23 protein-coding genes are annotated in these 24,171 nt (G+C 44.1%); 22 read left to right on the forward strand and 1 reads right to left on the reverse strand.

Annotation, left to right across the window (positions count from 1 at the left end; all coding sequences use genetic code 11):
- Positions 1-17 precede the first annotated feature (17 nt).
- The 7 genes from thiE to hemW all read left to right on the forward strand — a co-directional run bounded on the left by thiE (position 18) and on the right by hemW (position 7,437).
- Positions 18-1,337 (forward strand): thiamine phosphate synthase, encoded by a 1,320-nt coding sequence (gene thiE, locus ACZQK9_RS12090; protein WP_483270731.1) that lies wholly within the window; start codon positions 18-20, stop codon positions 1,335-1,337.
- A complete protein-coding gene (locus ACZQK9_RS12095) occupies positions 1,337-1,540 on the forward strand; it encodes a DUF6472 family protein (RefSeq protein WP_177981689.1) in 204 nt (67 codons plus the stop codon). The genes thiE and ACZQK9_RS12095 overlap by 1 nt, the downstream gene beginning before the upstream one ends.
- A 101-nt stretch (positions 1,541-1,641) precedes the next feature.
- Positions 1,642-2,157 carry a shikimate kinase gene (locus tag ACZQK9_RS12100; RefSeq protein ID WP_178017158.1) on the forward strand — a complete coding sequence of 172 codons (516 nt, stop codon included), beginning with the start codon at positions 1,642-1,644 and terminating at the stop codon, positions 2,155-2,157.
- A gap of 66 nt (positions 2,158-2,223) precedes the next feature.
- On the forward strand, positions 2,224-3,111 hold the full coding sequence (gene gpr / locus ACZQK9_RS12105) for a GPR endopeptidase (RefSeq protein WP_483270732.1): 888 nt from the start codon (positions 2,224-2,226) through the stop codon (positions 3,109-3,111).
- Between the two features lie 30 nt (positions 3,112-3,141).
- Positions 3,142-4,308, forward strand: coding sequence for a stage II sporulation protein P (locus ACZQK9_RS12110; protein WP_483270733.1), 1,167 nt, complete (start codon positions 3,142-3,144; stop codon positions 4,306-4,308).
- Between the two features lie 106 nt (positions 4,309-4,414).
- Positions 4,415-6,229: a translation elongation factor 4 gene (gene lepA / locus ACZQK9_RS12115; protein ID WP_216507216.1), complete on the forward strand. Its 1,815-nt coding sequence runs from the start codon at positions 4,415-4,417 to the stop codon at positions 6,227-6,229.
- Positions 6,230-6,237: 8 nt separating this feature from the next.
- Complete coding sequence (hemW, locus tag ACZQK9_RS12120; RefSeq protein ID WP_216507215.1) at positions 6,238-7,437, forward strand: radical SAM family heme chaperone HemW; 1,200 nt, start codon at positions 6,238-6,240, stop codon at positions 7,435-7,437.
- A gap of 108 nt (positions 7,438-7,545) precedes the next feature.
- Here the strand turns inward: hemW and ACZQK9_RS12125 are convergent, their stop codons facing one another.
- Positions 7,546-11,772: an acyl-CoA dehydratase activase-related protein gene (locus ACZQK9_RS12125; RefSeq protein WP_483270734.1), complete on the reverse strand. Its 4,227-nt coding sequence runs from the start codon at positions 11,770-11,772 to the stop codon at positions 7,546-7,548.
- Between the two features lie 159 nt (positions 11,773-11,931).
- Between ACZQK9_RS12125 and ACZQK9_RS12130 the strand changes: the two genes are divergently transcribed.
- The 15 genes from ACZQK9_RS12130 to ACZQK9_RS12200 all read left to right on the forward strand — a co-directional run.
- Positions 11,932-12,279, forward strand: a complete 348-nt coding sequence (locus tag ACZQK9_RS12130; protein ID WP_483270735.1) for a LysM peptidoglycan-binding domain-containing protein — start codon at positions 11,932-11,934, stop codon at positions 12,277-12,279.
- Between the two features lie 144 nt (positions 12,280-12,423).
- Positions 12,424-13,341 carry a hypothetical protein gene (locus ACZQK9_RS12135; protein ID WP_483270736.1) on the forward strand — a complete coding sequence of 306 codons (918 nt, stop codon included), beginning with the start codon at positions 12,424-12,426 and terminating at the stop codon, positions 13,339-13,341.
- A gap of 12 nt (positions 13,342-13,353) precedes the next feature.
- A complete protein-coding gene (locus ACZQK9_RS12140; protein WP_196019762.1) occupies positions 13,354-14,757 on the forward strand; it encodes a hypothetical protein in 1,404 nt (467 codons plus the stop codon).
- A 2-nt stretch (positions 14,758-14,759) separates the two neighbouring features.
- Positions 14,760-15,074 (forward strand): hypothetical protein, encoded by a 315-nt coding sequence (locus tag ACZQK9_RS12145; RefSeq protein WP_021984458.1) that lies wholly within the window; start codon positions 14,760-14,762, stop codon positions 15,072-15,074.
- Between the two features lie 38 nt (positions 15,075-15,112).
- Positions 15,113-16,207: a hypothetical protein gene (locus tag ACZQK9_RS12150; RefSeq protein ID WP_483270737.1), complete on the forward strand. Its 1,095-nt coding sequence runs from the start codon at positions 15,113-15,115 to the stop codon at positions 16,205-16,207.
- Positions 16,208-16,236: 29 nt separating this feature from the next.
- The gene (locus ACZQK9_RS12155; RefSeq protein WP_021984460.1) at positions 16,237-16,644 is read left to right on the forward strand and encodes a GerW family sporulation protein; all 408 of its coding nucleotides are present in this window, start codon (positions 16,237-16,239) and stop codon (positions 16,642-16,644) included.
- A 77-nt stretch (positions 16,645-16,721) separates the two neighbouring features.
- Positions 16,722-16,862: a hypothetical protein gene (locus tag ACZQK9_RS12160; RefSeq protein WP_178017149.1), complete on the forward strand. Its 141-nt coding sequence runs from the start codon at positions 16,722-16,724 to the stop codon at positions 16,860-16,862.
- Positions 16,863-16,874: 12 nt separating this feature from the next.
- Complete coding sequence (locus ACZQK9_RS12165) at positions 16,875-17,861, forward strand: DHH family phosphoesterase (protein ID WP_483270738.1); 987 nt, start codon at positions 16,875-16,877, stop codon at positions 17,859-17,861.
- 1 nt (position 17,862) lies between these two features.
- Entirely contained in the window at positions 17,863-18,528 is a 666-nt protein-coding gene (locus ACZQK9_RS12170; protein ID WP_021984462.1) for a GTP pyrophosphokinase, read from the forward strand.
- Between the two features lie 54 nt (positions 18,529-18,582).
- Positions 18,583-19,149, forward strand: coding sequence for a flavin reductase family protein (locus ACZQK9_RS12175; RefSeq protein WP_483270739.1), 567 nt, complete (start codon positions 18,583-18,585; stop codon positions 19,147-19,149).
- A gap of 140 nt (positions 19,150-19,289) precedes the next feature.
- Complete coding sequence (locus ACZQK9_RS12180; protein WP_483270740.1) at positions 19,290-20,834, forward strand: YifB family Mg chelatase-like AAA ATPase; 1,545 nt, start codon at positions 19,290-19,292, stop codon at positions 20,832-20,834.
- Positions 20,824-21,966, forward strand: coding sequence for a DNA-processing protein DprA (gene dprA / locus ACZQK9_RS12185; RefSeq protein ID WP_483270741.1), 1,143 nt, complete (start codon positions 20,824-20,826; stop codon positions 21,964-21,966). Before ACZQK9_RS12180 ends, dprA begins: the two co-directional genes overlap by 11 nt.
- 244 nt (positions 21,967-22,210) lie before the next feature.
- Positions 22,211-23,146, forward strand: coding sequence for a hypothetical protein (locus tag ACZQK9_RS12190; RefSeq protein WP_177981705.1), 936 nt, complete (start codon positions 22,211-22,213; stop codon positions 23,144-23,146).
- A gap of 47 nt (positions 23,147-23,193) precedes the next feature.
- On the forward strand, positions 23,194-23,619 hold the full coding sequence (locus ACZQK9_RS12195; protein WP_483270742.1) for a GNAT family N-acetyltransferase: 426 nt from the start codon (positions 23,194-23,196) through the stop codon (positions 23,617-23,619).
- A gap of 51 nt (positions 23,620-23,670) precedes the next feature.
- Positions 23,671-24,171, forward strand: a 501-nt coding sequence (locus ACZQK9_RS12200; RefSeq protein ID WP_483270743.1) for a response regulator transcription factor, incomplete at its 3' end; no start/stop codon positions are given.

Below are 24,171 nucleotides of genomic sequence, written 5' to 3' on the forward strand. Positions count from 1 at the left end.
TGGAGAATAAACATAAAATGAAGATAAATAAAGAACAGTTACAGGTCTATGCTGTAACAGATACAAAACCAATCAGGAAAGAACGATATGCAACCCTGTGTGATGCTGTGGAAGCGGCTATCAAGGGTGGAGCGACGATCGTACAGCTGCGGGAAAAGGAACTTTCCGAAGATACATTTCTTGCGGAGGCAACGGAGATTAAGAAACTGACACAGAGATACGGTGTTCCGCTTATTATCAACGATAATGTCGCACTTGCAAAAGCCTGTCAGGCAGATGGCGTACACTTAGGACAGGGCGATATGCAGGTCGAAGAGGCGCGTGCTATCCTTGGAGATGCGGCAATCATCGGTGTATCCGCACACAATGTAGAGGAAGCACTGCTTGCCGAAAAACAGGGTGCCGATTATCTTGGCTCCGGTTCAGTATTTGTAACAACGACAAAGAGGAATGTAACAGCACTCTCTTTGAAGACGTTGCGGGACATCTGTCGTGCTGTGCGGATTCCGGTTGTGGCAATCGGAGGTGTCAGTGCAGAGAATATCGATCAATTAGTTGGCTGTGATGTGGCAGGTGTCGCGGTGGTATCCGCAATCTTCGCACAGGAAGAGATTGAGACAGCGACCAAAGCGCTTAAGGCACAGGTGCAGGAGATGCTTGAAAAGACAGAACAGTTTGAGGCTTTATACAAGAAACTGACACCACTCTTACAAGGTAAGAAGGGTGTGCTTTTTGATATGGACGGGACGCTGATTGACAGTATGCCGATGTGGCGGACGCTGGATGTGGAGTATATCGGTCGATATGGTATCTGCCCGGATGCGGAGTTTCATCATCAGGTGGCAACGATGACACTCATTCAGGCGGCGCATTTTATTAAAGAACGGTTTGACATTCCGAAGACCGCTGAGGAAATCTTTGATGATTTTCAGAATATGGTGATCGAGGAATACCGGGATACGATTCCGCTAAAGCCATATGCCTACGAGCTTGTGAAGTGGATGAAACGGGATGGTTATAAGGTGGCGGTTGCAACGGCAAATGAAATCAATTTGAGTGAGATGGTATTAGAGCGTACCGGACTTATGGCGGATGTTGATACGATCGTCAGCTGTACGATGGCGGGGGCAAGCAAGGAATCACCGGCAGTTTATGAGCTTGCCTGTGCAAATATGCAGATCGCTGCGATGGATTGTGTGATATTTGAGGACAGTCTGCGGGCTATGTATACAGCGAAGAAAGCCGGATTCGTGACGGTTGCGGTTTATGATGATGTGGCAAAGGACAGCTGGGAAGAAATCTGCCGGATTACAGATGAACAGGTGGTGTTTGCATAATGGAGAATAAGAAGAAAAAAACAGAGATACAGACGAGCTGCGATACATGTGCGTATCTGATCTATGACGAGGAATATGAGGAATATGTCTGTGACGTGAGTATGGACGAGGATGAGATTGCACGGTTGTATGGGGACAGCCATTATACCTGCCCTTATTATAAGAACGGCGATGAGTATCGGGTTGTAAGGCATCAGATGTGACATAATAATTCAGGCAAGTAAATAAGCAGCGAGACTGCTTGCAGGCAGAGCGGCTTATTTATTTGCCTGATAAACAGACATTAAATTGAAAGGAAAAAAAGATGAAGAAAAATATAGTATTAATCGGTATGCCGGGAAGTGGAAAAAGTACAATCGGCGTACTGCTCGCAAAGGCAATCAATTATCATTTTATTGATGGAGACCTGCTGATCCAGAGACAGGAAGAAAAGACGTTGGTTGATATCATCAATGAGAAAGGCATCGATGCATTTCTTGCGATTGAGAATCAGGTGCTGCGGGATATCAACACGGAAGCATCCGTGATTGCGACGGGAGGGAGCGCTATTTTTTCGGAAGAAGCTATGAATCACCTAGGCGAGCAGGGGCTGATCGTATATCTTGATGTAAGCTGCGAGGAAATCATCCGTCGTGTGAACAATATCTCGACGCGTGGTATCGCGATGAAGCCGGGAAAGACACTGGCAGATCTGTATGCAGAGCGCAAACCATATTATGAGAAATATGCACAGCTTACAATCCCTTGTGATGGAAAGACAATGGAGGAGTGTGTGCAGGCGATTGCGCTTGCGGTAGACAATCCGGTTCAGTCTTGTTAAGAATATGGCGTACATAAGTTATATCAAAATGGAAATACTACTCAGAAAAAAGGAGTAGTATTTTTTATGCTGGAAAATTATGTACGAACCGATCTTGCCCTGGAATTAAAGGAAGATATCTCAGAGAAAAATGATATTCCGGGTGTGTGTGTAGAAACATATGAAGATATTGAATATGGATTGACAAAGACACATATTCGTGTTTTGAATCAAGCAGGCGCGGATGTACTTGGTAAACCGATTGGCAATTATATTACATTGGAAAGTCCGAAACTTTGCTCGGAGGATGAAAATATCCATATGCCGTTTGTGCTGGCACTGCATGATGTCTTAAAAGAGTTGTTTCATGGGGCAGACCATATTCTTGTGATTGGTCTGGGGAACCGGAATATTACGCCGGATGCACTTGGACCAAGTGTTGTAGATCATCTTTATATTACAAGACATCTGCTTCGCGAGGGATTTGTGGATCATTCTATGGAGATTTCTGCACTTTGTCCGGGTGTCATGGCACAGACTGGAATCGAAACAAGTACAATCATTCAATCGCTGTGCAGGGAGATTAGTCCGGATATTGTAATTTGTATTGATGCACTTGCTGCGAGAGAAGCAGAACGTTTAAATACGACAATCCAAGTATGTGATACAGGCATTACACCAGGGGCTGGAGTCGGAAATCGAAGGTTGTCATTAAATGAGGAATCTTTGGGCGTTCCAGTGATTGCAATTGGTGTTCCGACAGTAATTTCCATGCCTGCAATGATCAGTCATGCCATGGAAGGTCTGTTGGAAAAATTACCCGTATCCATTCTTCAGCAGTATGAGGGGGAAATTGTAGAATTTATCCAGACACCAACTGTTTCTTCTATGTTTGTGACACCGAAAAATATTGATGAACTGATAGGAAGAGTCAGTTATACGATATCGGAGGCAATCAATCGTTTTCTAACATAATATACCGGTGTAAGTGCATATATTTATGGTATGAAGAGAAAATATGTAAAAATTATATTGTCATGCTTTGTCTGTGCGTTGTGTCTGGGCGTGCTGGTTCGTATGGATACAATGGCATTGTCCGGAAAAGCACAGACTTTTTTCAAGGAAACGGTCGCTCCTGTATTGCATGTGGAATCTGTTGATTCCGGACTGCGTGATCTGTTTGTACCAGTGCTTGCGGATATGGAAACCGATACGATGGAAAATCGGTGGGATAAGGTTGCGATTTCGACAGGAATCGATACAGAGACAGCGTTTTCGTGTGAGACAGGAGATTTGGAACCAGATGTAACCACAGAACAACAGGTACCTGTTGCTTCCGAGGGAGACGCAGTGACAGAAGAAACTATGGCAGAACCGTTATCGATTTCTGGTGGCATTACATATTCGATGGAACAATTACAGAACCGGGATTTTCTGGTAGGAAACTGTTATACGATTGATAGTTCAACCAATGTGACAGATGAGGAATTAGCCGCGAATACATTGCTGTCGAAGGATTTGCATATTGATCCAGATTCTGGTGGGTATAAGATTCTGATTTATCATACACATGGAAGCGAAACATTTTCGGACAGCCGGCCGGGGGTGACCGAGGATACAGTAATCGGACTGGGGGATGAACTGACACGGATTTTAGAGGAAGATTATGGAATACCGGTATATCATGATCGTACCGTATATGATGTTGTGGATGGGGTGGAGGATCGAAGTCTTGCATATGATTATGCAAGTGACGGCGTGGATGCAGTTTTGCAACAGTATCCGTCCATAGAGGTTGTACTTGATATTCACCGGGATGGAGTGCGGAATGACGTACGGCTTGTGCGTGATATTGATGGTGTCCCAACAGCACAGATCATGTTTTTAAATGGTGTGAGCCGGACAAATGAAAACGGAGATATTGATTATTTATATAATCCATATAAAATAGATAATCTGGCATTCAGCCTTCAGATGCATCTTGCAGGTAAAGCAATGTATGGAGATCTGATGCGGCGCATCTATGTGCGGGGGTATTGTTTTAACCTGAATAAAATGCCGCGTTCATCACTGATTGAGGTTGGAGCACAGACGAATACGGTTGCAGAAGCAAAAAATGCGATGCGGCCGCTTGGGGCAATTCTCTATAAAGTGTTGATTGCACAGGAGTAGGAAAGTGTGGTATACTTTTGACAATTAAGAGCGCATTGATGCGCAGGAAGGTCATCACATTTTCTGTGGTGACAGAAAATCGGAAATTATGAGGTTATAAAAGTACATGGCACATTTGGATAAGAGCAAAATACGAAATTTCTGTATTATAGCACATATTGATCATGGTAAATCAACACTGGCTGACCGGATTATTGAAAAGACCGGGCTTTTGACAAGCCGGGAGATGCAGAATCAGGTGCTGGATAACATGGATCTGGAGCGTGAACGTGGAATCACGATCAAGGCGCAGGCTGTGCGTATTGTTTACAAAGCAGAGGATGGAGAGGAATATATCTTCAATCTGATCGATACACCGGGACATGTGGATTTTAACTATGAGGTATCTCGGAGTCTGGCAGCCTGTGAGGGTGCGATTCTGATCGTCGATGCTGCACAGGGCATTGAAGCACAGACACTTGCAAACTGCTATCTTGCAGTCGATCACAATCTGGAAATCATGCCGGTCATCAATAAGATCGACCTGCCATCGGCGGACCCGGACCGTGTTGTAGCGGAAATCGAGGATGTAATCGGAATCGAGGCACACGATGCCCCTCGTATTTCAGCCAAAAATGGTACGAATATCGAGGAAGTATTGGAACAGATTGTAACAAAGATTCCTGCACCACAAGGCGATGCGGATGCACCTTTGAAGGCACTGATCTTTGACAGCTTATACGATGCCTATAAGGGCGTTATCATTTTCTGCCGTGTGTTCGACGGTACAGTGAAAAAAGGAACGAATATCCGTATGATGGCAACCGAAGCGGAGGCAGAGGTTGTACAGGTCGGTATTTTCGGAGCCGGACAGTTTATCCCGTGTGATGAACTTTCAGCGGGGATGGTTGGATATATTACCGCCAGTCTGAAAAATGTAAAGGATACAACAGTCGGTGATACTGTTACCGATGCGGACAACCCATGTGCAGAGGCACTTCCGGGTTACAAGAAGGTAAATCCGATGGTTTACTGCGGTCTGTACCCGGCGGATGGGGCAAAATATCCGGATTTGAGAGATGCTCTGGAAAAATTACAGTTAAATGATGCATCCTTAAGCTATGAGCCGGAGACTTCGATTGCACTTGGTTTTGGCTTCCGATGTGGATTCCTTGGACTGCTTCATCTGGAAATCATTCAGGAGCGTTTAGAGCGTGAATACAATCTGGATTTAGTGACGACAGCACCGGGCGTTATCTACCGTGTGCATAAGACGGATGGCGAGGTAATGGAGCTCACAAATCCATCGAACCTGCCGGATCCTTCGACGATCGAATATATGGAGGAGCCATTTGTCAGTGCAGAGATTATGGTAACGACGGAATATGTCGGTGCGATCATGCAGCTTTGTCAAGAACGCCGTGGTGTATACAAGAGCATGGAATATATGGAGACGACGCGGGCACTCTTACAATATGATCTGCCATTGAATGAAATCATATATGATTTCTTTGATGCATTAAAATCCAGATCCCGTGGATATGCATCGTTTGACTATGAGATGAAGGGCTATGTGCGTTCGGATCTTGTCAAGTTGGATATCCTGATCAATAAAGAAGAGGTTGATGCACTTTCCTTTATCCTACACAAGGATACCGCTTATGAGAGAGGCAGAAAGATGTGTGAGAAGTTAAAAGAGGAAATTCCGAGACAGCTCTTCGAGATTCCGATTCAGGCAGCTATCGGTTCTAAGGTTATTGCAAGAGAGACAGTGAAAGCGATGCGTAAGGATGTGCTTGCAAAGTGCTATGGTGGCGATATCTCGCGTAAGAGAAAGCTCTTGGAGAAGCAGAAGGAAGGAAAGAAACGTATGCGTCAGGTTGGAAATGTAGAGATTCCGCAGAAGGCGTTTATGAGTGTACTGAAGTTAGATGAGGAGTAGGATAACGAATGAAAAAATATGTGAGCTTATATGTTCATATACCGTTTTGTGTCGTAAAATGCAAATACTGCGATTTCCTGTCGTTTGATGGGGAGAGCTATGGAACGATGCTTCGCTATGTTGATTGCCTGTGTCAGGAAATCAAGATGTATGCGCCAATCGTTGCAGATTATGGGGTGCGAAGTATCTTTATCGGGGGTGGAACACCGTCATTGTTAGATGAATCCCTGATTACAAATATTATGGCATTTATCCGCCGGTATTTCCATGTGGAGAAGAATGCTGAGGTGACAATCGAGGCAAATCCGGGAACATTGCGCCATCAGAAGTTAAATGGCTATAAGGCGGCAGGCATTAACCGGATCAGCATCGGGTTACAGTCCTGCGACGACGATATGCTGAAAAAGCTTGGACGGATCCATAATTTCGATCAGTTTGTGGCAAGCTACAATGCGGCGAGACGTGCAGGATTCCAGAATATTAATATTGATATCATGTCCGGACTTCCGGGGCAGACAATCCATACCTATGTTGATACATTGTCCCGCGTGATCGAGTTCGGCCCGGAGCATATATCTGCGTATTCCCTAAGTATTGAGGAGGGAACTCCGTTTGCAAAAGATCCACAGATTTTAAGTGAACTGCCACCCGAGATGGTGGATCGCCGGATGTATGAGATTACAAAACAATTGTTGGCAGCACATGGCTATGATCGGTACGAGTTTTCCAATTATGCAAAGCCGGGGTATGAGTGTAAACATAATATGGTTTACTGGACAGGTGGAGAGTATATTGGTCTTGGTATCGGTGCATCTTCATATTTCCAGGGAAAACGGTTTAATAACATGCGCGATATCTTCAAGTATATTGAGTTGATGGAGAATCTGTCTGATAAGTTTGTTGAAGCAGATAACATGGAACTATTGTATAACGACACGACGCGGATGTTGCGGGAGAATGTGACGAATATATACATAGATTCACGGATGGAAGAATTCATGTTCCTTGGGCTCCGGATGACCTGTGGCGTGAGCCGGGAGGATTTTAAGGAGCGTTTTAACAAAGATATTTATGAGGTATACGGAAGCGTTCTGAATAAATATATCAGCGAGGGATTCATGGCGGTCGAAGGTGACCGGATTTATCTGACAGATGCAGGTATTGATGTAAGCAATGTGATATTAGCGGATTTTCTGTTAGATTCGTGATTGTAGATATTGGAATGTAAATATACTGTGATAGAAGAGAGAGTCTTTGTCATATTTTAAGCAAAAAAGAAACGATTTTCGATTTGAAAACCGTTTCTTTTTTGTGCTTTATTTATTATCGTTTTCTTCCATGTTCTTTCTTGCCGTTGCAAGCATCAGCTTAATACGGTTTACCTGGTTAACTTCTGATGCCCCCGGATCGTAATCAATTGCAACGATGTTCGCATCCGGATATGCATGCCGCAGGGATTTGATAACACCCTTACCGACAATGTGGTTTGGAAGACAGGCAAATGGCTGGCAGCATACGATGTTGCTGGCACCACTCTTTATAAGCTCAACCATCTCACCGGTCAGGAACCAGCCTTCACCGGTCTGGTTACCGATGGATACAATCGGACGGGCATATTCTGCCAGAGTCTTAATATGTACAGGTGGATGGAACCGCTTACTCTTCTTTAAGGCACTAACTACCGGATGGCGTAGTGCTTCAAGTGCAGCGATACCGAGATTACCATTTCTTGCAGATTTTTTCGTCTTTCCAAGATATTCGTATTTGTAATTGTTGTTGTAGAAGCAGTACTGGAAGAAGTCCAGCAGATCCGGCATAACTGCCTCTGCACCTTCTGCCTCCAGAAGCTCTACTAAGTGGTTGTTGGCAGATGGGAGGAACTTAACAAGAATCTCGCCAACGATACCAACACGTGGCTTCTTGACATCTTCATTCAAAGGTACGTTGTCAAAATCTTTGACGATATCATGTACCAGTTTACTGAATCCGCGACCGCCATTTTCCATGCAACGGATGGCTGCATGCTCCCATTTGCGGTGCAGCTTATTGACAGAACCCTTTACTTTCTCGTATGGGCGAGTCTGGTAGACAACGCGCATGAACAGATCACCGATTGCAAGTGCCTGCATCGCGCATTTGACCGTTTTCATATTCCATACGAAACCGGAGTTGTTCTCAAAGCCCTGTACCGAGAGTGCAATCACCGGAATCTGTGGGTAGCCGGCCTTCGCAAGTGCACGACGGATAAAGCCAACGTAGTTTGTTGCACGACAGCCGCCACCGGTCTGTGTCATAATAAGTGCCAGTTTATTGATGTCATATTTGCCGGATGTGATGGCATGCATCATCTGACCGACAACGATCAAAGAAGGATAGCAGGCGTCATTGTTCACATATTTTAATCCGGTATCAATGACTTCTTTAGTTGCATCCGGAAGAATCTCAATATTTAATCCCATATGGCGCATTGCCGGAGCCAATACATTGAAATGAATTGGGGAGAGCTGTGGTACCAATACGGTATAATCCTTCATATCTGTTGTGAATTCTACACGGTTATAATTGCTTGGCATCGGACATGGTGTGAAGTTATGCTTTCTTCTGACATTGACTGCACTGATCAGCGAACGGATACGGATACGTGCCGCACCTAAGTTGCTGACCTCATCAATCTTTAATACGGTATAGATTTTACCGGAGTTTGTCAGAATATCGTTGACACAGTCCGTTGTAACAGCGTCCAGACCACAGCCGAAGGAGTTTAACTGGATCAGCTCCAGATTCCTGCTTGACTTGACGTAGTTTGCCGCCTTGTACAGACGGGAGTGGTACATCCACTGATCGGATACGATCAAAGGACGTTCTACTTTGGCAAGATGAGCAACAGAGTCTTCTGTTAAAACAGCGATATCGTACGAGTTAATAAGCTCTGGAAGTCCATGGTTGATCTCCGGATCCAGATGGTATGGACGACCGGCAAGCACGATACCGAGCTTATCGGTCTTCTCCAGATAAGCAATTGTCTCTTCGCCCTTCTTCTGAATGTCCGCTTTGACGGCATCTGCTTCTGCATAAGCAGCCTCAACTGCATCGTTTATTTCTTCCTTTGTGACGTTTGTATATTTCGAGAATTCACGTAGCAGACGATCCTTTAATGCCTCTTTATTATCGAGTGCAAGGAACGGACGGATGTAGGTGACATCCGGTGCGGAAACCTCTTCCATGTTGTTCTTGATATTCTCTGCATAACTTGTGACGATCGGGCAGTTGTAGTGATTGTTTGCATCCGGTGTCTCATTGCGCTCATAAGGAATGCAAGGATAGAAGATCGTCTTGATTCCCTGCTTCAACAGCCACATAACATGACCATGTGAGATTTTTGCCGGATAACATTCCGACTCACTTGGGATAGACTCGATACCAAGGGTATAGATGTCTCTCGATGACTTCGGAGAGAGCAGTACCCGGTAGCCAAGCTTCGTCAGGAATGTAAACCAGAACGGATAGTTCTCATACATATTCAGGACACGTGGAATACCGATGACACCACGATATGCTTCACTTTCGGTCAGTGGCTCGTAGGAGAACAAACGGTTGAATTTGTATTCAAATAAGTTCGGCATGTTGTGCTGGTTTTTCTTTAAACCAAGACCGCGTTCACAACGGTTACCTGTGATGAACTGTCTGCCGCCTGTGAAACGGTTGATCGTAAGGAGACAGTTGTTCGTACATCCCTTACAACGAGCCATCTTCGTCTCGTAGGTGAGTGCTTCCATCGCCTCCTTGGAGAGCATGGTCGTCTGGTCGCCTTCCTCGTAACGGTCTCTCGCAATCAGGGCTGCACCGAAGGCACCCATGATACCGGCGATGTCCGGACGGATGGCTTCCCTGCCGGAGATAAGCTCGAAGCTTCGAAGAACCGCATCGTTATAGAAGGTTCCGCCCTGTACGACGATATTCTTGCCAAGTGACTTCGGATCAGTCAGCTTGATTACCTTCAAAAGGGCGTTTTTGATAACGGAATAAGCAAGACCTGCAGAGATGTCGGCGACGCTTGCGCCTTCCTTCTGTGCCTGCTTTACCTTAGAATTCATAAATACGGTACAACGGCTTCCGAGGTCAATCGGACTTTCAGCAAAAAGTGCAATCTTTGCGAAATCCTTCACATCGTAATTTAACGACTTGGCAAATGTCTCAATGAAAGAGCCACAGCCGGAGGAACATGCTTCGTTCAGCATGACATTGTCGACGACTTCATTCTTGATCTTGATACATTTCATATCCTGACCACCGATATCTAAGATACAGTCCACGTCCGGATCAAAGAATGCAGCGGCAGTGTAGTGGGCGATTGTTTCTACCTCACCATAGTCAAGCATGAGAGCAGACTTAATTAAGGCTTCTCCATATCCGGTAGAGCAGCCGGCTACAATCTCCACGTCATCCGGGAGCTTTGTATAGATATCTTTCATGGCGCGCAGGGTTGTACGAAGCGGACTGCCATCGTTGCTGCTGTAAAAATCATAGAGCAGACTGCCGTCCTCAGCGACAAGTGCGACCTTGGTTGTTGTGGAACCGGCGTCGACACCGAGGAAGCATTTCCCCTTGTAGGTGGCAAGGTCGGAACGTAATACTTTATTTTTCTCCTGCTTTTTGATGAAAGCGTCGTAGTCTTCCTGCGATGCAAACAGTGGTGGGAGACGGTCAACATCCACAGCAATCTTAAGATCGGCTGTGAGCTTTCCGCTGATCTCATCCAATGTATAGTGTGTCTCTTCCTTTGCCTGAAGTGCTGCACCGACAGCCGCGAACAGATGCGAATGTCCCGGTGCGATAATATGTTCCGGTGTCAGGTTCAGTGTCCGCACAAATGCTTCCTTGAGCTGGTCGAGGAAGTGGAGAGGACCACCTAAAAATGCAACATTTCCTTTGATCGGCTTACCACAGGCAAGACCACTGATCGTCTGGTTGACAACCGCCTGAAAGATAGAAGCTGCAAGGTTTGGCTTTGTTGCACCTTCGTTGATGAGCGGCTGGATATCTGTCTTTGCAAATACACCACAACGCGCAGCAATCGGATAGATCGTATCATAGTCCTTCGCGTATGTATTCAGTCCGGAAGCATCCGTCTGGAGCAGGGATGCCATCTGGTCGATAAAGGAACCGGTACCGCCGGCACATACACCATTCATACGCTGTTCCACACCATTTGTAAAATAAATGATCTTGGCATCCTCGCCGCCAAGCTCGATGGCAACATCCGTCTGTGGAGCATAGTCGGTCAGAGCCTCCGATACACAGATAACTTCCTGCTCAAACGGAATCCCGATGACCTGTGCCAATGCAAGTCCACCGGAACCGGTGATCGTAGGAGCAACTTCAACATTTCCAAGCTCCTTGCTGGCATGTTCTACAAGCTCCTTTAATGTCTCTTTGATATTTGCAAAGTGACGCTTGTATTCCGAAAATAATATGTTATGTTCTTCGTCAATCACAGCAACCTTGACTGTGGTCGAACCAATATCGATTCCTAATCTCTTCATTTAATAATTACCTCTTTTACTATTTCCCATTTCATATTTCTGTATTTTTCGACATCTGACATTATATAGGAAAGAATCATGAATTTCAACAGAAAAATTGTGAACATTTTCTACCTATTAAGAATAAAATAATCAGAAATGAGTATGGAGATATGCGGTATGGAGCATGAATGCAAGGGAACGGTACACAAAGTCGTTGCCGGAGATACACTGTACAAATTATCAAAACTGTATGGTGTCCGCCTGATTGATATCCTGAAAGAGAATCCATATGTCAATGTCTATAATCTGCAGCCGGGAGATGAAATCTGTATTCCGACAGAGGTGTACGAGGAAGAAGAGAGGCGTTATTATACGGCGAAGGTTGGGGAGACACTTGGAAGTTTAGTCCAGGAATTTGATACGGATATTGCGGATCTGATGCAGTATAACCGGGAGCTTTACGATCTGCGGGTGCCGCTTGGAACGATCATCCGGATCCCGCCGGAGAAAGAAAAACAGTCATAGAAACAGATTGGTGAAAATGGGATAGAAGTGTATGAGAAAAGTGATTGCCACAGACGGAGAATCCGCGCGTGGCGATTGCTTTTTTTATGTATATAGGGTATAATATCGAATTGATATGCAAAGTGAAAGTGAGGAAAATTTAATTTGAGTTTTTTTGCAAAGTTAGAAAAAAAATTTGGAAGATTCGCAATCCGCAATCTCCCAATCAAGATTGCGGTTGTGATGGCAATCTCGTATGTTTTGTGGGCGTTTGTTCCGACGTTTGCATTCAAGCTTGTTTTTTCACCATATGCGATTTTGGAACAGCATGAGTTCTGGAGGTTGTTTACATGGGTATTTTCACCACCGGGAGATTTGAATTTAGTTGGAATACTGATGATATTTATATTGATTTTGTTTGGACAACAGATCGAACAGGCCATGGGAACATTTATGTTTAACCTTTATATATTTGGTGCATGGTTCTGGAATACGGTCATCATGTTAGGCATCAGTATTTACTATTATGCAAATGGTTCCATTCTTGGCATGATGGATGTTGGAATATGGGCAATGTATTACTTTGATTATGGATTGTTCTTAGCGTTTGCACTGATGTATTCGGATGCACGTGTGTTGTTTATGTTTTTCATTCCAATCCGTGCTTTCTGGGTCGCAGTTATAGATATGGGATTGATGGCATATGAATTTATGCGGCCAACCACAAGTACGTTGAACCGTGGTTCCATCATTGCGTATCTGGTGAATTTCTTTATATTCTACCTGATTATGGGGCGGGGTGTCGGTATGCGAAGCTCGAACAGCAAGGCGGCAGCGAAACGAAGAAAACGGGATTATGATCGTCGCGTGGAGAATCTCTCTCGACAGGTAAACGGAGAGGCAGACCGGCGTCACAAGGCACAGCAGATGGGATATCCATCGAACATCACGAAGCACAAATGTGCAATCTGTGGAAGAACGGAGCGGGATGGCGATGATCTGGAGTTTCGGTTCTGCTCAAAATGTAACGGAAATTATGAGTATTGTAACGAACATTTATTTACGCATGAGCATGTGAAATAGGAGACTGATATAATGATAGCAACATGTAAGAAATTAGTGACAGATATACAGAGAGACAAAGACTTAGACAAGAAACTTCCAGAATATGCAGAACTGCTTGGAAGACAGTATAACTGCTATGCGACTGTAAAAGGAAGCATGAATTATTACACGATGAAGGAAGTCTGTGATGAGCAGGATGACAAGAACACGGATGTCTGCAAATATTTTGCACTTCTGACAGGCTTGTTAGACCGTCATCTGGTTAAGCGCGAGGCAGTGGACGAAGATTCTATGGAAGCAATCGCACAGCTTCGTAGCAATGTAGAATATAAGATGCATATTCTGACCGCTTACACGGATGCATATGAGATTTATGAGTATGTGTTAAACCGTGTGGAGGCTGCCGTGCGTGATGAAGTGGCACCGGTTGATGCAAAAGGGCTTTCTGAGAAGATGTTTGCCTATGTATTTGCAGAGAATGATACGGTTGTTATAAACAGTAAATTACAGCTTCTGATGGCGCAGCTTCCGGTTCGTATGACGAAGAATAAGTTTTATGATATTGTCAATTCAACACTCAATATCTATGAGGAGGGCGAGACAACCTCTGTGGATGAGTTTGTTGATATGCTGCGCAGTGCAGTGCTTTTGAAGAAGCCAAAGGGATTTGAGACGGAGTATCCATTTTTGTATCATGTTTATACCGATCTTGCAGAGGCTGATTATGCGGCACTCACGCTGCCGGAGTTTGAAGATCTGACGAAGCGTCTGAATCAGGCTGCGACGATCATCAACAACGAAGTGTCAGCGTTTATGCTGTTACAGGAAGTCATAAATGATGTGTATACGATCCTACTTACGATTGATGCAGCATATGAGAAGAACGAAGAAGATGTACCGGGGTATGCAGCAGCACTTCGCATTATCAAGGCGTGTGTAAAGGCAGAGACGATCGATCAGTTACCGGATGAGGTGATGGATGAGTTTTTCACAATCGAAGGTGTGCAGGAGCGCGTGTATGAATCTATCGTGATATTGGAAGCAGTGCTGGATGAGATTCGCGTTGGAAAAGCCGAGCAGATTGAAAGCCTTGCACTGACAGAGACATTTGACCGTCTGGATAAGGTAAGCAAGCTGCTTTCTACAAGCTTGTTTATTGATCTTGACAAGGTTTCTAGAAAGACAGAAACCGCAGATCATGCGTATATCACAGCAAAGAAGGAAGCACTTGTAAAGGAACTTGGCGATTTGTTTTCGAGTGTGAAGAGACCGGTTTACCGTAGTATGATGTGTAAGCTTCTTGCTGCAATGCCGATCTTCATGAATACACAGCAGGAGATCCGGGATTATTTTGATTATGTAATTGAGAATTGTAAGGATGACAGCGAACTTATGGCATGTAATAAGCTGATTTCAGAGATGATAGAGGAGTAATCGTGATTTTTGCTGATAAATGTTATACATACAATCTTACAGAGCGAAAACAGGCACGGATCAGGAAAAGAATCAGGCGGCATAAGCCTGTCCGGAATCTGTATGTGATCGTGTTGCCGTTATTGCAGGATGGATTGCTGGAGATTTATCCATATAATCAGTTGTTACAAAAACCATATAGGAAGCTGGATTCCCGGATACGGGTTGTCGGCTTTGCAAGAGGCAAAGAAGTGGCAGAACAGCTCGTATTGCAGATCATACAGGATATGTATGATGAAACCGGGGAAGAATGGAAGGTAGAGGATTTTTTCTTTTGATAGAAGTGAAAGAACCACAGGTAGGAGTAAGGTAAGGAATGCTGCATGTATTGTTACTTATTTTAAAAATAATCGGATGGATCCTCCTTGGTATCATAGGAATGCTTCTCTTGCTTGTGATGCTGATTTTATTTTGCCCGATCCGGTATCAGGCAGATATCTCGTATCAGGGTGGGAAGACATTACAGGCAAAAGCAAAGGTACGGTATCTGATCTTAAGTGTCCGGGTGTTGTATGACCAGAGCCGGGAGAAGGATAAACTGAAACAGGAGATACGGCTGTTATGGTTTAGGCTTGGAAAGAAGAAGGCAGAAGAAGCAGAGCGTGAGGTGGAACATCTCGCTGATGAGGGATTCGACGACGCGTGGGATGATATCGACGTGGATGAGGACGATGATGCAATCTGTGAGAAACCGGTAAAGCGAAAGGATAGTATAGAAAATAGTTCACAGAAGATAATAAGTGAATCGGAGAAAACGGATGAGTCAGATGGGACTATTACAGAGATTCCGACGATACCACTTCCAGAGACAGACATAAATGAGGATGATATAGAAACAAAGACAGAGGAAGCACCAGAGCATGAAATCTTTGATCTGGACGAACCGGACGATCTGTCGGAAGAAGAAAAGAAGCAATCGGGCAGATTGAAGATATTGTGCCGGAAGGTGTGGGAGAAGATTAAGAAAGTCTGGACATTTGTGATAAATCACACACCAGGAAAGGTCGCAGAGCGTGTGACTGACAAGATCGAGAAAAAGACAGCGACTGCGAAGAAAAAGTTCCGGCGATTGCAGAAGTTCTGGAATCTGTCGTGTACGGTAAAGACACGTGAATATCTGAAAAAATATATTCCGCGGACATTGAAACATATTTTGCCACGCAAGGTAAAGGGCTATGTGCATTACGGCATGGATGAGCCATACAAGACCGGGCAGGTGACCGGATATTTGAGCTTACTGCCGTTTGTATATCAAAAAGGGCTGTCAATGCAGCCGGATTTTGAACAGAAGGTGTTGGAACTGGATGTGAAGCTGAAAGGCCGAATCCGGCTTGGATATCTGCTCCGGATTGTCTTGAATATCAATATCTGGAGGACACTAAAAGTTGCAAAGAAAGTAATGAATCAGTAAGATAATATAGAAATTGGAGGTAATGAGTGATGGCAAATGATTTTAATCAGACAGTTGGTTCTTTATTTCAGGGGATGGATTCCCTGCTTACAACGAAGACAGTTGTTGGCGAGCCAACGAAGGTAGGCGATACAATTATTTTACCATTGGTGGATGTGAATTTTGGTGTAGCTGCCGGTGCATTTGGCAAAAACGGCGGTTCCAACTCTGCTGGAGGCGGAATGGGCGGTAAGATGTCTCCAACTGCGGTACTTGTGATCCAGAACGGACATGCGAAGATGATTCCAGTCAAGCAGGGTGACACGGTAAGCAAGGTGATCGACATGATTCCAGAGGTTGTCGATAAGATTGCAACAGCCATGGGTAAGAAAGCAGATGTGGATATTGACAGCCCAGAAATCAAAGAAGCGATTGATCAGGCAAGTGAGAATAACTAGGATTTGAACGAAATTACGTCTTTTCACTCCGTTTGTCTCATAGTATGTAGTAGAACAAATATGATGAAGAGGCGGCATTGAAGGCATTATTTGGATATTCAATTTTATTTATGGCGATTGGCATGATACTTTCGTATTTTGTCAGTGGTTTTTGTGAGTTTGTTTTAGTGACGGCAATGCTTATATTAGCGTATGTATTGCTGTGTTTTGATTGTTAACGGGAGGCGCAAGTGGCAGAAGAAAAACAGAAGGCTTTAGTTGAACTTCTGAGAGGACATAAAGTATATTTACAGACACATAATTTCCCGGATCCGGATGCAATATCGAGTGCGTTTGGTCTGAAGCGGTATCTGGAACATTATGGGATTGCATCAACAATCTGTTATGTTGGCAGTATTGACCGGTTTAATACAAGAAAAATGATGGATACGTTCGGAATTGAGATTTATTCGTATGACGATATCCCGGACATGCAGGCAGAGGACTATATCGTGCATGTCGATTGTCAGAAACCGAATGCAAATACGGCAGATCTTCCGGGCAATGAGGTGGCGTGTATTGATCATCATCCGGTGTTTGTGAAGACAGAAGATTACAAGTACGAGGATATCCGGATCGTAGGTGCGTGTGCCAGTATTGTTGCGTCGTATTTTCAGACAAGCGGTGTGCCGATGGATGAGGATGTAGCGACCGCACTTGCTTATGGTATCAAGATGGATACGGCGGATTTTGTGCGCGGGACAACTGCGTTTGATATGGATATGATGGCATATCTGTTCGATTATATCAGTACGGAAAAACTGAACAGTATGTACAATTCCACGATAGAGTTTCAGGACTTAAAGGCGTATGGTGCAGCAATCGAGCATATTGAAGTGTTCGATTATGTTGGATTCACCTATATTCCGTTTGAGTGTCCGAATTCCTTAGTTGCGATTATATCGGATTTTATATTGTCGCTGGATGTGGTGGATGTAGCGGTTGTGTATTCAATCAATTCGGATGGTATTAAGTTCTCTGTGCGCAGTGAACGGGAAGATGTGGATGCAGGAAAACTAATCTATCAGGCGTTGGATGGAATCGGTTCCGGTGGTGGACATGCTGCGATGGCAGGCGGATTTGTCAGCCATGAAGCGCTGAATAAGATTGGCAGGGACTATGACCGGAAATTAAAAGAATTATTTATGAAGACGATTCGTAAGAATAGAGGTGTGTAACATGAACGGGAGTACAGATATGAGTATGGAGCTTCTGATGAACTCCGACAACCCGGAGAAGGTGCTGCAGACGATGCAGCCATTTATAGAGTCTATGATGCACTATGAGTGTGCCTTGATGGAGATAGAAACAAAACTGAAGGTATTGAATACGGAATTTGCATCACAGTACAATCGAAATCCGTTTGAGTCGATCCGGTGCCGGTTGAAAAAACCGCTTAGCATTGTGGAAAAGATGAAACGGAAAGGTCTGGAAATCTCGATAGAAAATATCGAGGAAAACCTGACGGATATCGCAGGTGTACGTGTGATTTGTTCGTTCCCGGAGGATATCTATACGGTATCAGAGCTTTTGACAAAGCAGGACGATATCCGGGTTGTATGTGTAAAGGATTACATACGGAATCCAAAGCCAAACGGATACCGCAGTCTGCATCTGATCGTGGAAATTCCGATTTTCTTGTCAAATGAGAAAAAATATATGAAAGTCGAAGTGCAGTTCCGGACAATCGCGATGGATTTCTGGGCGAGTCTTGATCATAAGCTCAAGTATAAGAAGGACAATCTGAAGCATCCGGAGATTATTGCGAAGGAGTTAAAGAAGTGCGCAGATACGATTACGGCGATGGACTACAAGATGCAGGAGATCCGGAGTCTGCTGGAATAACGGAATGATTGTATTTTGATTAACCTGAATAGATAAAAAAACAGGAGGCAGAAAATGGCAAAACAGGTTTGGAAACCGGGAAATATGTTGTATCCGGTACCGGCGGTTATGGTGACAACCGGTGATGGAAAAGGAATCGATGACATTATCACGATCGCATGGACGGGAACCATCAATTCCGATCCACCGATGGTATCGATCTCTGTACGAAAGTCAAGATATTCACATGAATTACTCACGAAAAACGGAGAGTTCGTCATTAATTTAGTGACGAAGGATCTGTGCTATGCGATGGACTATTGTGGTGTGAAATCAGGCAGAGATGTAGATAAATTCGCGGAGATGAAGATGACGAAGGGCAAGGCACAGACAGTGTCGGTACCTGTCATTGAAGAAAGCCCGGTCAATATTGAGTGTAAGGTCACACAGGTAATTGAGCTTGGCTCCCATGATATGTTCTTAGCTGAGGTAACAGCCGTACTTGCGGATGAGAAATATATGGATGAGACAGGAAAGTTTGACCTGAATAAGACAGATTTGATTGCATATTCCCACGGACAGTATTTTACGCTTGGTGATTATGTTGGCAAATTCGGATACAGTGTACAGAAAAAGAAATAAGTATTGATAAATAGTGGTACCTATCATAGAAAAGAACATTTGCAACGTTCACAAAAGTTTCAGACTTTGTTCGTTGACAGATGTTCTTTTCTTTTATACTATAAACTTGGTCAGCGCCCTTGGAGAAGAAGGGAGCGAATATGTTTAGTAAAGTAAAAAGCTGTGCGGTTCACGGTGTGGACGGACGGATGATCGATGTGGAGGCAGATGTGAATGATGGTCTGCCTGTATTTACCATGGTTGGATATCTGTCATCGTCTGTCAGGGAGGCATCGGAACGCGTGCGGACTGCGCTTAAGAATTCAGGCTTTCATTTGCCACCGAAGCGCATCACAATCAATTTATCCCCGGCAGATATGAGAAAAGATGGTTCCGGATATGACCTTGCGATTGCAACAGCCGTGCTTCTGTCACTTGGCGTAACAGCGGAATTACCGATGGAACAGACGTTGGTGCTCGGAGAACTGAGCCTGGACGGATCGATAAAAGCGATTCCGGGCGTTCTTCCGATGGTTATCTGCGCCAGAGAAGAAGGTATGACAAGCTGCATTGTTCCAAAAGAAAATGTGCAGGAGGCTGCTTTGGTGCAAGGGATATCGGTTATAGGTGTTTCAAGCCTGCAGGAGACCATGGAGTATATCCAGGGAATAAAAGAATATGACAATACGAATGTCAGAAAACCGGCTGTGGATACATCGGAATATCTGTATGATATTGATTTTTCTGATGTAGTAGGACAGGAAAGCATCAAGCGGGGGATGGAGATTGCTGCGGCAGGATTTCACAATGTGTTGTTGACCGGTGCTGCCGGCGCAGGGAAATCCATGCTCGCGAAGCGTCTGCCGACGATCCTGCCACAGATGAGCTTCGAAGAAAGTTTGGAAGTGACAAAGATATACAGTGTCGGAGGAATGTTACCGCCGGAAGGGGGATTGATACACAGACGTCCGTTCCGGGCACCACATCACACAATCTCGGAATATGCACTGATCGGTGGCGGCAGGGTTCCGACACCAGGGGAGGTGAGCTTTGCACATTATGGGGTGCTGTTTCTGGACGAACTTCCGGAATTTTCCAAACCCGTGTTGGAAGTGCTGCGCCAGCCTTTGGAAGACCGTAGAATCCGGATATCGAGAGTGCAGGCGTCGTATGAATTCCCAGCGGATTTTATGTTTGTGGCGGCGATGAATCCTTGTCCGTGTGGAAACTACCCGGATTATCGTAGATGCAGTTGCACGGAACAGCAGATCCGCCGTTATCAAAGCAAGGTAAGCGGACCGTTGCTTGACCGGATCGATATCCGGATGGAGGTTAAAGGCGTAAAGCAGGAGGTGCTTTTCTCCAAACAGAAAACGGAATCTTCAAAGACAATCCGGGCACGGGTGGAACAGGCAAGACAGATGCAGAAGGAACGGTTTGCTGGAACCGGACTGTTGTTTAATTCACAGCTTGATGGAAAGAATCTGGAGGAATATATCACGTTATCGGAGGAAGGAAAAAGGCTGGTGCTTCAGCTTTTTGAAGAACAGGAATTATCTGTGCGAGGTGTGCACCGCGTCTTGAAGCTTGCCCGCACAATCGCGGATCTGGCTGGCAGTGAAGAGATTGAAAATGCACATCTGCAGGAAGCGGCATTTTACCGCAATCAGGATGTATTTGCAAAGGGGGTTCTGTATGGAAACTAGAAGTGAGATGGCAAGGCTTTGGCTATATGGAAATCATGAGATATCATCAAAAGTAAAATATTATTTGATTCTACGGTACGGTACGGCCGAGCAGGCTATGGAGCAATCGGTACCGGAGCTTGAGAAGGAGCTGGCGAAGCAATTTGAACCGGCGGAATATCAGACGCTTTTACTTCGCAAAAATTCAAATTATCTGGATGAAGTATACGGACGATTAAAGGAACGAAACATCCGGATCTTATATCCGGGGCATCCGTTATACCCGGAGAAGCTTACAAATATCTACGATAAACCGGAGATTTTATTTGCGCGTGGCAAAATTCGGGAGAGCATCAATTATTATAATCAGTCGGTTGCGATTGTGGGTGCACGCAATGCAGATACATACTGTAAAGAAACGACACGTATCTTTGCGAGGGAGCTTGCGAAGGCGGGAATCCAGATTGTGAGTGGACTGGCCAGGGGTATCGATGGTCAGGCACATCGCGGCTGTCTGGAAGCAGGTGGCTATACGATTGCAGTGCTTGGCTGCGGGATCAATGTCACATATCCGCGCGAGAATATCGAATTATTCGCGCAGATTGAAGAACGGGGATTGATTCTGTCCGAATATTGTCTGGATGTACCGCCGCTTGCGTTTCAGTTCCCGCTCAGAAACCGGATCATTAGCGGACTGTCGGATGGTGTTTTAGTATCCTGTGCCAAGAAGAAAAGCGGTTCTCTGATTACAGCAGATCTGGCACTTGATCAGGGAAAACAGGTGTACGCTCTGCCGGGCAGAGTATTAGATGCATTCAGTGAGGGTACAAACCACCTGATTCAGATGGGTGCGATGTGCGTGACAAGACCGAAGGATATCCTGCTTGATCTGTGGGGGGAGGAACGCCTGAATATGGATGATGTTAGCGGTGCTGCATCCGGTAGTGCTGAAAAACAAAGTGAAACACGGGATAACCTGACAACCGCAGAACGGACCGTATATGACCTTCTAGGCTTAGATCCGGTACATGTGGATGATGTGATCGCACAGGCAAGACTTGGTGTATCGACGACAATCAGTGTGTTGTATGAGCTGGAACGGCGAAACGTGATCAAGCAGCCGGTGCGAGGGTATTATATATGGAGTTTGTGAGGAATGATAGCTGTATTTAATATGCTAGATTTATGAAAACGTGCAACAGTGTCGCACGTTTTCATAAATTAGTTCTTTTGTATCGCAGAAATATGACATAAGATATGGATATGCAAAGCTGCCGATATATGGTATAATAAATGAATTAAGTTTAACAATCGAAGTTTGAAGGAGCGACAATATATGAAGTATTTATAATTCCGTTTTGCCGGACTGAAAAATCAAGTGTAGGAGGATACATGACATGAAATATACAAATAAGCATATAAAAGAAGAATACAAATTAAATCAAATAGGGCGGACAATTGGAATGATCCTCTTAGTGATAGGAATATTATTGGTGGGATTTGGATTGATTCAGACAAAGAGAAAGATGGAGTGTGTCCGACCATTTGAGCAGGTATTACAGGAAGAATCTAATCCTGCGAATCAGACAGCATATATTGATATTATTCGGGTACCGGAGAAGTTGGCGGAAAATAAATATGAAGGATATTACCTTGTAACAACCGCTGAGGAAAGCTATATTGTTGAGATGCAACCGGAACAGTTCGTAGATTTGAAGCAGAGAGTGGAAGAGAACGGTACGGCAAGAGTGGAAGGTATGACGAAAGTTGTGATTGACGAGAATGTAAAAAAAATAGTAAGTGAGTATATCAATCACAAATTTATTGCTATACGTATGACGAAGCTTACCTATGGAAAAATACTCAAGGAAGGATATTTTGTGAATCTGGATATCGGAGGCATCTTAATATTGATTGGAATTTTGCTTGTATTAACACAGGTGCGTGCGATTGAAAAATACAGACATCCATTGGCAGAGCAGATTGACGAAGAATGTAATCAGCCGGACGCTCTTTGGTTAAATGATTTTAGAATTTATTTGACAAAGAGCTTCCTTGTATCTGTATATGGTGGAAAGTTGACTGTGCTGGATCTGGCAAAGGTACAATTGACAAGACTGTTTGAAACAGTGAAGGGAAGCATGAACGTTATCACTTTGGAGGTAACGACAACAGAACAGGAGAAAATAACTGTCAGCGAGAATGAATGGCCATTTTTTACAATGAATGAAGAAGAGATTACTTATCTGACAGATGTATTCGGCAAAAGAAATATTGAATTTGTTTGTGAGATTCAACCGGATGAAGAAATCGATGAAGACGAAGAGTTTTGAAATGGAAAACATGCATAGGAAAATGAAGTTTATGGAGAGTCACCGTTATGATTAGAGAATTTCAAATGGATGATATAAATAAAGTAGCAGATATATGGTTGGATACAAATATAAAGGCACATAATTTTATCCCCGCCGAATACTGGAAAGGCAATTTCAAATCAGTAAAAGAAGCACTGTCACTAGCAGAGGTTTATGTGTATGAGTGTGATACAGAAATACAAGGCTTTATAGGATTAAATGATGAATATGTTGAGGGCATTTTTGTTTCTGGTGAAATGCAATCGCAAGGTATAGGTAAAATTCTGCTGAATTATGCAAAGGATAAAAGGAATAAGTTGCTCTTGAACGTATACCAAAAGAACGCACGGGCAATATCCTTTTATAAGAGAGAAGGATTTGAGATTCAGCATAGTGGTTTCGATGAGGCTACCGGAGAAAAAGATTATGTAATGACATGGCAACACAAATAGACGAAGCTTACCGATGGAAATATATAGTTAATAAAGAGAGGTGCATATGCTATGCCAGGTATACTCGTGGTTGAAGATGATGAAAATTTAAATCGTGGGATTACATTTTCACTGAAAAAATCCGGATATGAGGTATTTTCAGCAGAATCAGTGAAAAAAGCGAAAAGAATTGCAAGTGATAATCATGTGGATATTACCATTTGTGATGTGAATCTTCAGGATAGGAATGGACTGGAATTGGTAAGGTGGATGAGATGCAATTATAATACATACATTATCTGCCTTACAGCACTAGATCAGGAGATGGATCAGGTTATGGGATATGAAGCAGGGGCAGATGATTATATTACAAAGCCGTTTAGTCTTTCGGTACTTCTTTTGAAAATAGAAGCATATTTCCGTCGCAGACAGGAGAAAACGGAAGCCGGAAAGATGATTTCGGGAGATATCGTATTTATCACAGGAGAAATGAAAGTCCTGATAAAGAGTCGTGAAATCAGTCTGACAAAAACGGAGTTGAAAATGCTGACTTTTTTTCTTCAGAATCCGAAA

Source organism: Wujia sp. (assembly GCF_056872695.1).